This window comes from Thiocystis minor (assembly GCF_016653465.1).
Classification (GTDB): Bacteria; Pseudomonadota; Gammaproteobacteria; order Chromatiales; family Chromatiaceae; genus Chromatium; species Chromatium minus.
Window position 1 is genome coordinate 1 of record NZ_NHSQ01000088.1, and the last position, 10,793, is coordinate 10,793.

At 61.3% G+C, this 10,793-nt stretch carries 6 protein-coding genes; 4 read left to right on the plus strand and 2 right to left on the minus strand.

All coding sequences use genetic code 11. The annotated features are described in order from the left end of the window. Positions 1 to 541 precede the first annotated feature (541 nt). Positions 542 to 739 (plus strand): hypothetical protein, encoded by a 198-nt coding sequence (locus CCR95_RS12800; RefSeq protein ID WP_201094912.1) that lies wholly within the window; start codon positions 542 to 544, stop codon positions 737 to 739. Between the two features lie 237 nt (positions 740 to 976). Here the strand turns inward: CCR95_RS12800 and ppc are convergent, their stop codons facing one another. Further along, positions 977 to 3,769: a phosphoenolpyruvate carboxylase gene (gene ppc / locus CCR95_RS12805; RefSeq protein WP_201094913.1), complete on the minus strand. Its 2,793-nt coding sequence runs from the start codon at positions 3,767 to 3,769 to the stop codon at positions 977 to 979. A 5-nt stretch (positions 3,770 to 3,774) separates the two neighbouring features. Beyond that, on the minus strand, positions 3,775 to 4,503 hold the full coding sequence (locus tag CCR95_RS12810; RefSeq protein ID WP_201094914.1) for a P-loop NTPase family protein: 729 nt from the start codon (positions 4,501 to 4,503) through the stop codon (positions 3,775 to 3,777). 276 nt (positions 4,504 to 4,779) lie between these two features. On the opposite strand from CCR95_RS12810, the gene CCR95_RS12815 reads away from it, so the two are divergent. From CCR95_RS12815 to CCR95_RS12825, 3 genes are all read left to right on the plus strand, one after another. Continuing rightward, positions 4,780 to 5,598 (plus strand): AAA family ATPase, encoded by an 819-nt coding sequence (locus tag CCR95_RS12815; RefSeq protein WP_201094915.1) that lies wholly within the window; start codon positions 4,780 to 4,782, stop codon positions 5,596 to 5,598. A gap of 190 nt (positions 5,599 to 5,788) precedes the next feature. Next, a complete protein-coding gene (locus CCR95_RS12820; RefSeq protein ID WP_201094916.1) occupies positions 5,789 to 6,955 on the plus strand; it encodes an efflux RND transporter periplasmic adaptor subunit in 1,167 nt (388 codons plus the stop codon). Positions 6,956 to 7,078: 123 nt separating this feature from the next. Further along, on the plus strand, positions 7,079 to 10,183 hold the full coding sequence (locus CCR95_RS12825; RefSeq protein ID WP_201094918.1) for a multidrug efflux RND transporter permease subunit: 3,105 nt from the start codon (positions 7,079 to 7,081) through the stop codon (positions 10,181 to 10,183). Positions 10,184 to 10,793: the final 610 nt, after the last annotated feature.

The window sequence follows — 10,793 nt, forward strand, 5'->3', positions numbered from 1 at the left end:
ATCGCGGCGCGCGTCGCCCAGAGCGATCCCGCGAAATTCGTCTTCTGCCCAGCCCATGCGATCCCCAATGAACGTGAATGCTCAAACCTATTTTACCCGCACACGGGGAGTTGTGTGTAATGGGATGGCTATAGTGCTAACAGTGAGTTAAACAGAATTTGTAATTATGGCGCTAGACAGATTCCGCGTTTGCTGTACTAGACAGAATCCCAGGGCGAGCGCATGACTTTGTAAATCAATGGCTTATGCTTCAGGTTTGCTACTGAATATGGCGCTTAAGCTTATGAATTCATTGAATTCATTGAATTCATAAAAAATTTATACGCGCTCACCCTGGACAGAATCCGCCTAATCTCCAAAACGAACACGCTTGGCATTGGCGGGCTTCTGCACCAAAGCCTCCGCATTCCGTGTCGCCTCACCGGAGACTAAGCGATGACAGAAAACCAGTTAAACCAGAAGGAAAATCCCGTTCTTTCTGGAATCGCTACCGGCAAAACCTCCATGAATTCAAGTATTCATTCTTCCTTATGACTACTGGATGATGATCCTCGCGGAGCATGACATCGCGGCCGATCCTGATCGGACGTTGGCCGAGCAATCGCCCGAGGATGTGGACGCCCACCTTGCCGAATTGCGACAGGAACTTGGATTGAAGAAAACACGCTTTCGCGAGCACAACCGACAAGATATCTGCTGCACCAGAGCCGACAAGCCAGCAATTCTCAGTATGACCTGATGGAGCGAAAAACCCAGAGGAATCAGAGGAGCAGTGAAGGGTTTCCCGTTCGTCCTGAGCTTGTCGAAGGATGAACGGGAAACCCTAAGCCTCTGAGCGTGAAGCCGTTCATGGTTCGACAAGCTCACCACGAACGGCTTCAGGCGGCCTTATCCCTGCTTTCCGGGCAGAGAAGGCGAAACGGTCAGGCTCAAACTGAGAATTGCTGCCGACAAGCTGTCGGCGCTCCCAAGCACCTTATCCGGTATTCCGCATCCCCGCCGCGATGGCATTAATGGACCGTAGCAGCGGATCCAGCCATTCCGCGCGTTTGTCTTCCTCCGGCTCGGCGCGATAGCGCCCGAGCACCGCCACCTGGATATAACTCAAGGGATCCAGGTACTGGTTGCGACGGGCCAGCGAATGACGCAACTCGGGGGTCTCTTCCATCAGACCAAGCAGCCCGGCGACATTGAGCACCTGCGTCAGGGTCCGGTTGTATTCGTACTCGATCAGGCGATAGATGGATTCGGCCTGCTCGCGGTTCTCGGCCAGGTTCACGTATTCGCGGGCGATCCGCATCTCGGCCTTGAACAGCGACATCTGGGTGTTGGACAGCAGCGCCCGGAAATAGGGCCAGTCCTGATACATCTTCTGGAGCTTGGCCAGACGCTCCAGATCGTTGTTGCGATAGCGCTCGATGGCGTGACCGATGCTGAACCAAGCCGGCAGGGTATGGCGCGACTGACTCCAGCCGAAGACCCAGGGGATGGCGCGGATGGAGCCGAGCGAGCGATCGGCCTTTTTGCGATGCGACGGGCGCGAGCCGATGTTGAGCAACGCGATGCCATCGAGCGGGGTGCATTCGTAGAAATAATCCAGAAAACCCTCGGTCTCCCGAATCAGCTTGCGGTATGCCTCCTCGCCATGGCGCGATAGCTCGTCCATGATCCCGAGATAGTCGTTGCGCTCCTCCACCGGCGGCTCGATCAGACAGCGGCTGGCCTTGATCAGACCGCTGATGCCCATGGTCAGCTCATAGCGGGCGGTTTCCGGATTGGCATAGCGATAGGACAGCACCTCGCCCTGCTCGGTGAACTTGATCTGACCATGCACGGTGTCGACCGGCTGGGACAGGATCGCCTCGTGGGTCGGACCGCCGCCGCGGCCCACGGTGCCGCCGCGACCGTGAAAGAGCCGACAGGACACGCCGCGGTCGTCGGCGAGCGCGATGATCTTTTTCTGCGCCTCGAACAGGTTCCAGCCCGAGGAGAGGATGCCGCCGTCCTTGCAGGAATCCGAATATCCGAGCATCACTTCCTGCTGGTTCCCGGACGCCTTGAGCAGGGCCTGATAGGTCGGATGATCGAACAGCGTGCCCATCACCTGATCGATATGCTCCAGATCGTCGATGGTCTCGAACAGCGGCGAAATCTGGATGTTGCAGAACCAACCCTGACGATCCTTCCCGGCCAGTCCGGCCAGACGCGCCAGCAGCATCGCCTCCATGACATGACTGGCGGCGTGGGTCATGGAGATGACGTACTGACCGAACACCTTCTCGCCGATCTCGGCGCGCAGGCGCGCGATGACCTCGAAGACCTCCAGCGTCTCGCGAGTCTCCGGGGTCAGGGTGGCCTTGTCGATCACGAAGGGATGCGGGTGGGCGATGGTCTCGGACAGCGCCATCAGACGCTGTTCCTCGGTGAACGCCTGATAAAAGGGCGCGCCGGCCTGACGGGCGAACAGCTCGGTGACGGCCTCGGTGTGACGGGTGGATTCCTGCCGGATATCCAAATGCACCAGATGGAAACCGAAGGTCTCGGCGAGACGGATCAGATCCTGCAGAGGACCGGCCGCCGCGCTGGCGTCGCCATGATGGATGAGCGAGTCGCGAATGAGATAGAGGTCGGCGAGAAAGTCGCGGTCGCTGCCGTAGCCGCGGGACACATGATCGGCGTCGCGGTTCTCGATACGGGCGCGGATGCGCGCCAGATTCGCGTCCAGACGATGGCTCATCATGGCCAGCTTGCGCCGATAGGGTTCGTTCAGGAAGCGACGCAGACTCTGGCCCATGGTCGCGACCCAGTAGTCCTCGTCGGCGTCCAGACTGTCGAGCAGGGCCGGCGAGGGCTCGCAGAATCCGAGGGAATGACTGAGCATCCGGCGCAGCTTGCGGATGCGCTCCAGATACTCTTCCAGCACCAGTTCGGCGTGCATGCGCACCGTCAGTTCGGTCGTCTCCGGGGTCACGAAGGGGTTGCCGTCGCGGTCGCCGCCAATCCAGGAACCGAAGCGGATGAAGCTCGGCACCTTGACGCCATGATTGGCCCCGTAGACCCGCCGCACCGCCTTCTCCAGAAAGCGATAGACCAGCGGCACGGCCTCGAACAGCGATTCGCGGAAGAAATACAGCCCCTGGCGAACCTCGTCGATGACCTGGGGTTTGTGGACGCGCACCTCGTCGGTCTTCCAGAGGATCTGGATCTGGGTCAGGATCTCCTGGAGTTTTTCCTCGATCTCCTCGTCGTTGAGTTTGCGCCGACGCAGATCCTGACCGACCAGGAAGATGCGCCGGAAGGTCTCCATGATGGTCCGTCGCTTGGCCTCGGTGGGGTGCGCGGTGAACACCGGCAGATAGAGCAGATGCTCCAGCAGGCTCTGGAAATGCTCCGGGCTGATGCCGTCCTCTTGGAACTGACGCACCGTGTCGTCGAAGGAGCCGACCCACAGCCGCTGGCCGGCCGAGATACGGTCCATGCGCGCCAGATGGGCGTTGAGTTCCTCGGCGGTGTTGACCAGACCGAAATAGATGGTGAAGGCGCGGATGACCTCGGACAGCGTCTGGGGATCCAGTCCCTCGATGCGCTTCATCAATTTCTCGCGCAGTTCGGCGTCTTCCTGTTCGCGCAACTGCATGAAGCCTTCACGCAAGCGCTCGACGATCACTAAGACACGCTTACGGCTATGCTCGCGCAGCACCTCGCCCAGCAGGGCGGTGAAGAGCTGGACATCGCGCTCCAGCGCTTGATCTTGGGTAATCTCGTGCATCGGGATCAACATCCGTCGAGCGATTCCGGGGCAGGGGCAGGCGTAAACAGCCCCTCCGCGACCTGATCGAACTGCTTATAGACCCGGTTTTTCCAGACCTTGACCCGCTGGCGGTCCATCAGGCCAAGACCCGTTTCCTTGGTGTGCGCGGCCGCCCACAGACTGGCGCTCCCGTGATCGATCTTGCGCATGGTGGCAGCGTTCAGATCCGGCAGATCGACCGCCGCGACGCCCATCGCCTGGGCCGTCGCCCGCGCCTGCGATGCCTCGTAGGCGGAGAAATTCTTGCCGCGCCCGTAATTTTTGACCACGACATAGGCAACGGCATGGCCATAGCGGTCGAACAGATTGTCGAGCAGAGCGATGGCATCGGCGCCATCGTCGAGCACATGCCAGAAGACGACCTGAACCTGCTCCTCGTCCGCCAGTGCCAGAAAGTCGTTCTGATCGATCCAGCGATGCAGCGGCAGCGAGGTCTGCGCCGCCAGATCGACCAGGATATCCCGGTCGGTCTCCAGGGCCGCCTCCATCAGTTGATCCGTGCTCTCGAAATCGTCCAGGACCATGGGCCGGCTGTAATCGGCGTAGAAACGCAGCAGGGCGCCGTGGGAACGATCGGTGTCGAACGCGACGAAGGGGAGCCCTTGGTCGATATGATATTGGGCCAGCAGCCGCGCCAGGACGGACTTGCCGACGCCGCCTTTTTCGCCGCCGACGAAGTGGATCTTGCTCATCGTGATACCTGTCTGGATGGATAAACGGACACAGCGCATTTGAACCGCAAAGACACCAGGGACGCAAAGAAAATCCGCCACTCTTTGGGGTAACACTTTGGCTTCGCTCGGTACAAGGAGCGGCTTGCCCTGAGCGGAGTCGAAGGGAGTCGACAACATGTCGACGACCCCGGATGCCGACAACCTGTCGGCGCTCCCAGTGGGCTTCGTCTTGCGCCGCCGCGCGGAGGCCCCCATTCCTTAGATCATTCATCAAACCACACCCGGAGACCGCAGGTGCAGCATGAGCTACGAGTCCTCAAGCCCGAGGAATATTTTATCGAGGACGAACCCTACTACGCGCCGGTCGGCGACGAGATCGCGGTGTTCGAGGCGGCCTATCGCCACGGCCTGCCGATCCTGCTAAAGGGGCCGACCGGCTGCGGCAAGACCCGTTTCATGGAGCACATGGCCTGGCGCCTGAAGCGTCCGCTGATCACTGTCTCCTGTCACGACGATCTGACCTCCTCGGATCTGGTCGGGCGCTTTCTGGTGCGCGGCGGCGAGACCGTCTGGGTGGACGGACCGCTGGCGCGCGCGGTGCGCGCGGGCGGGATCTGCTATCTGGACGAGGTGGTCGAGGCGCGCAAGGACACCACGGTGGTGATCCATCCGCTGGCCGACGACCGGCGCGTGCTGCCGATGGAGAAGGTCGGCGAACTGCTGGAAGCGCCGTCCGAGTTCTGTCTGGCGATTTCCTATAACCCCGGCTACCAGAGCGTGCTGAAGGATCTCAAACAGTCGACCCGGCAACGTTTCGTCGCACTGGAGTTCGACTATCCCGGCGCCGTGCTGGAGCAGACGATCGTCGAAAAAGAGTCCGGGATCGATGCCGCGCGGGCGCGTCAGTTGGTCAAATTCGCGCACATGACGCGCAATCTGAAAGGACAGGGCCTGGACGAGGGCGCCTCGACCCGGTTGCTGGTGCATGCCGCCAAGCTGATCGTCGGCGGGGTGGATCCGGTGGTGTCCTGCCGCAGCGCCATTGCTCAGGCGCTAACGGACGATCCGGACATGCTCTCGGCGATCTATGAATTGAGCGCATCGCTGTTTTGACGCCTGATCGTGATCGGAATGCTCGCCCCCAGAGCAATCCGCCCCTGGGACCGCCGACATGTTGTCGGCCCTGGGGCAGTCGACATGTTGTTGACTCCCTCCGACTCCGCCTATAATAATGAACGATTGCGTCCACTAATTTACGGCATACTATCCGTCCCACGGCGATTGCGAGTTTGGAGTGTTCATAATGAGGTCGATGTTATTCCGTCTGGCGGCGTTCGCGGCGGGCGCCATTCTGCTGGTTGGCTGCGAGAAGCCAGCGGGTCCGGCTGCGGGTCCGGGCGCTCAGATGCCCACGCCCGAGGTGTCGGTGGTGACCGCCCACGCCCAATCGGCACCGCTGACCCGCGAACTGGTCGGTCGGCTGGCGGCGACCCGCACCGCGCAGGTACGGGCGCGGGTCGCGGGCATCGTCCTCGATCGGACCTATCCCGAAGGTACTGACGTCAAGCAGGGCCAGATTCTGTTCCAGATCGACCCGGCCCAGTTACAGGCCAAGCTCAACGCCGAGGAAGCGGCCCTGGCCAAGGCCGAGGCGGACGCCGTCAACGCCGCCCTAACGGCGCAGCGCTATACGGAATTGCGCGAGAAAAAAACCATCTCGCAACAGGATGTCGATACCGCCCAGGCCGCCGAACGCACCACGGCGGCGGCGGTCAAGCAGGCGCGCGCCATGGTGGAAACCGCCCGGCTCGATCTGAGTTACGCCACGGTGCGCGCGCCCATCGCCGGACGCGCCGGACGCGCGCTGGTGACCGAGGGCGCGCTGGTCGGCCAGGGCGAGGCCACGCTGTTGACGACGGTCGAACAGATCGATCCGATCTATGTCAATTTCAGCCAGTCGGTTCAGGAACTCACCGAATTGCAGCGCGAGGCGGCCGGCGCCCAAGGCACGAAAACACCCGCCGCCAAGGCAAAAGTCGAAGTCTTGCTGCCCGGCGGGACGGCCTATCCCGAAACCGGGGCGGTTGATTTCTCCGACCTCGCGGTCGATCCGGGCACTGGCGCCGTCTCGCTGCGCGCCACCGTGCCTAATCCACACCGCGCTCTACTGCCAGGGATGTTCGTCACGCTCCGTCTGACCACGGGACAACTGGAACACGCCTTCCTGCTGCCGCACTCCGCGCTGTCCCGCGATGCCAAGGGCGCTTCGGTGATGGTTCTGGAGGCCGATGGCAAGGTGGCGCAGCGCCAGGTGGAGACCCACGGCATGACGCGCACCGAGTGGATCCTGACCGGCGATCTGGCCGACGGCGACCAGGTCATCGTCGCGGGTCTGCAGAAGGTCAAGCCGGGCGCCGTGGCAAAGGCAGCTCCAGCCGATCGACCAGCCGACGCCAAAAAGGGAGCATAGAGACGTGTTTGCGGACAGCGACTCCTCTCGCCTGCGCCGTTCGCTTTTGGATGACTAAAACGCCTGCTCAACGGGCTCCAATCATCCAGACAACTGACAACTGACAACTGACGACTCTATCCCATGCCACGCTTTTTCATCGACCGCCCAATCTTCGCCTGGGTCATCGCGATCCTCATCACCCTCGGCGGCACCGTCGCCATCTTCAAGCTGCCGGTTTCGGCCTATCCGCCGATCGCCCCGCCGCAGGTCAGCATCAGCACCTCCTACCCCGGCGCCAGTGCGGAAGTGGTCGAGAAGACCGTCACCTCGGTCATTGAGCAGCAGCTCACCGGCGTCGATAACCTGCTCTATTTCGACTCTACCTCCCGCGCCAATGGCTCGGCGCAGATCACCCTGACCTTCGAAACCGGCACCGATCCCGACATCGCCCAGGTTCAGGTGCAGAACCGTCTGAGCGTGGCCGAGTCGCGTCTGCCCGAGGAGGTGGTGCGCAACGGCATCACCGTGGCCAAGGCCAATAACGACTTCCTGATGGTGGTCGCGCTCAAATCCACCGATCCGGCCATCGACAGCAATGCGCTGGATAACCTCATCGCCGCTCAGATCCTGGACCCGATCCGGCGCCTGCCGGGGGTCGGCGGGGCGACCCAGTTCGGCTCCGGTTATGCCATGCGCATCTGGCTCGACGCCGACAAGCTGCGCGGCTACGGACTGAGCGCCGCCCAGGCGCTGAACGCGGTGCGCGCCCAGAACATCCAGGTGGCCGCCGGCTCCATCGGCGCCGAGCCGGCCCTGCCCGGTCAGGGTTTTACCGCCTCGGTCAGCGCCGCCAGCCGGTTCACCAGCGCCGGGGAGTTCGGCGACATCATCCTGCGTGCCAATGCCGATGGCAGCCATGTGCAGCTCAAGGATGTCGCGCGCATCGGTCTGGGGGCCGAGTCCTTCGGGCGCGAGGTGCATCTGGCCGGGGACGCGGTCGCCGGTTTCGCCATCCAGCTCGCCCCCGAGGCCAATGCGCTGGACGTGGCCGAGGCGGTGCGCGTCAAGATGGACGAACTGGTCCGCTATCTCCCCGATGGCGTGGGCTGGCTCACCCCTTACGACAGCACGCAGTTCGTGCGGATCTCGATTCAGGAAGTGGTCAAGACCCTGGCCGAGGCGGTGGTGCTGGTGTTCCTGGTCATGCTGCTGTTCCTGCAGAATCTGCGCGCGACCCTGATTCCGACCCTGGTGGTTCCGGTCGCCATCACCGGCGCTTTCGCCGGCATGTATCTGGCGGGTTTTTCGATCAATGTCCTGAGCCTCTTCGGGCTGGTGCTGGCTATCGGTCTGGTGGTCGACGACGCCATCGTGGTGGTCGAGAACGTCGAGCGGCTGATGACCGAGGAAGGTCTGTCGCCGAAAGAGGCGGCGCGCAAGGCGATGGATCAAATCACCGGCGCGGTCATCGCCATGACCCTGGTGCTGGCGGCAGTCTTCATCCCGATGGCGCTGGTCGGCGGCAGCGTCGGCGTCATCTATCGTCAGTTTTCGCTCACCATCGCCATCTCCATGGGCATTTCCGCGCTCATGGCGTTGAGTTTCACCCCGGCGCTCTGCGCCACCCTGCTGCGACCGGTCCATGACAAAAAACCGAATTGGTTCCTGCGCGGTTTCAACACCGGCTACGGCTGGGTCGCCCGCGCCTATTTGGCGCGGGTCGGCGGTGCGATTCGCCACGCCCCGCGCTGGATGGTTGCCTTCATCGCGCTGGTGATCGTCGCCGGCTATCTCTACATCAAACTGCCCACCAGCTTTCTGCCGGAAGAGGACCAGGGCTACGCCTTCGCCATCATCCAGCTACCGCCTGGCGCCAACATGCAGCGCACTGCGGCGGTCCTCAAAGAGATGGAATCGATCCTCAAGCGGCATCCGGCGGTGGATCGGGTGCTGCATGTGGCCGGGTTCAGCTTCGTGGGTCAGGGCGAGAATGTGGGCCTGGGCTTCATCCGGCTGAAGGACTGGGACGAGCGTACCGATCCGGCCGAGCAGATCAAGGCGTTCATTCCGGCGGCCAATGGTATGCTGCAATCGATCCAGGGCGCGCGCATCTTCGTCGTCAACATGCCGACGATCCGGGGTCTGGGGCGTTTTGGTGGCTTCGATTTCCGGCTGGAGGACCGCGCCGGTCTCGGGCATGACTCCTTGATGCAGGCGCGTAACGCGCTGCTGGGGGCGGCGGGTCAGAATCCGGTCCTGGCCGGGGTGCGACCCAATCAACTGGAGGACGCGCCGGAGGTGCAACTCACGGTGGACCGTCTGCAGGCGCAGTCGATGGGGCTCGACCTTGGGGACATCTACAGTGCCATCCAGCTCATGCTGGCGCCGGTTTATGCCAATGACTTCAACTACCAGGGGCGCGTGCTCAAGGTGCTGTTGCAGGCGGACGCCGCCTATCGCAGTCGCCCGGAAGACCTGGAGCGCTATTACATCCCGAGCAGTCAGGGCGGACTCGACGACATGGTGCCGCTGAGCAGCGTGGTCACGCCCACCTGGGGCACCGCCCCACCGGCCATCGACCACTACAACGGCTATGGCGCCATCCAGATCAACGGCGGCGCGGCCCCCGGACGCAGTTCCGGTCAGGCCATGGCGGCGATGGCGGCGATCGTCGAGAATGACCTGCCGACCGGCATCGGCTACGAATGGTCCGGCTCTTCGTTCCAGGAAATCATCTCCGGGCAACAGGCGCCGATCCTGTTCGCGCTCTCGCTGCTGGTGGTCTTTCTGGCGCTCGCCGCGCTCTACGAGAGCTGGTCGATCCCGGCGGCGGTGATGTTGGTGGTTCCGCTGGGCATGCTGGGCGCGCTTAGCTTCACTTGGCTGCGCGGGCTGGAGAACGATGTCTATTTCAACGTCGGGCTCATCGCCGTCATCGGTCTTTCGGCCAAGAACGCCATTCTGATCATCGAGTTCGCCAACACCCTGCGCCAGTCCGGGCACAGTCTGCTGGAGTCCACCCTGGAAGCCTGCCGGCTGCGTTTCCGGCCCATCCTCATGACCTCCATCGCCTTCATCCTGGGCGTCACCCCGCTGGTCATCTCCACCGGCGCGGGCGCCAACAGCCGTCACGCCATCGGCACCGGCGTCATGGGCGGCATGGTCGGCGCCACCCTGCTCGGAGTGCTGTTCGTCCCGGTCTTTTATGTCGTCGTGCGGCGATTGATGGGGGACAAGTTGCAATAGCTTTGGGTGTGGCATCGACGCCGACACCGCCGATCTCCACAGCGGTTCGGCGGGCAGGGGTTGTCGCCCACGTTCGCACGCCAGCGATTGCTGGCCACCGGGCCGTTCAATCAGTATCCGGATCTGATCATGGCGCTTCCGGATGTGCCCGCTATTGATGTTTAGTTCTACTTTGTTATCTTGACATAAGCTTATGATTTGCAAATATTATTTCTAGGGAAAAATAATGTTGGAAAATGGTGAATCATGGCTAATTCTACTTTGTTAACTTTGACTGTCGCATAAATTAATGAATTTTAAGTTATTTTTTATTAGGCGCAATAAATCTTCATTTACTATGCCCCTATTGAAGATAGATGTTGGCGGTTTATGGGTGATTATAGGCGCTCAACGCGCCACTAGAACCCTATTGTTTATGTGTATTTTTGTTTATTATCATAAAATTTAAACACTTAAAGATTTTTTGAAGGTAACAAAGTAGAACTAACAGTATTGATAATGAAAAAGATGTGGTGTTGAAAACCATGGTTGATAATCTCTCAGTTCATATTGAGGATTATCATGAGTATTTTCAAAACGAAACGTCTGATGGTCACGAGTTGAGTCGAGC

What these genes read in the sequence shown, in the direction of transcription:
- CCR95_RS12800 (WP_201094912.1), top strand. Translation starts at nt 542, where the DNA reads ATGATGATCCTCGCGGAGCATGACATCGCGGCCGATCCTGATCGGACG.
- ppc (WP_201094913.1), bottom strand. Translation starts at nt 3,769, where the DNA reads ATGCACGAGATTACCCAAGATCAAGCGCTGGAGCGCGATGTCCAGCTC.
- CCR95_RS12810 (WP_201094914.1), bottom strand. Translation starts at nt 4,503, where the DNA reads ATGAGCAAGATCCACTTCGTCGGCGGCGAAAAAGGCGGCGTCGGCAAG.
- CCR95_RS12820 (WP_201094916.1), top strand. Translation starts at nt 5,789, where the DNA reads ATGAGGTCGATGTTATTCCGTCTGGCGGCGTTCGCGGCGGGCGCCATT.
- CCR95_RS12825 (WP_201094918.1), top strand. Translation starts at nt 7,079, where the DNA reads ATGCCACGCTTTTTCATCGACCGCCCAATCTTCGCCTGGGTCATCGCG.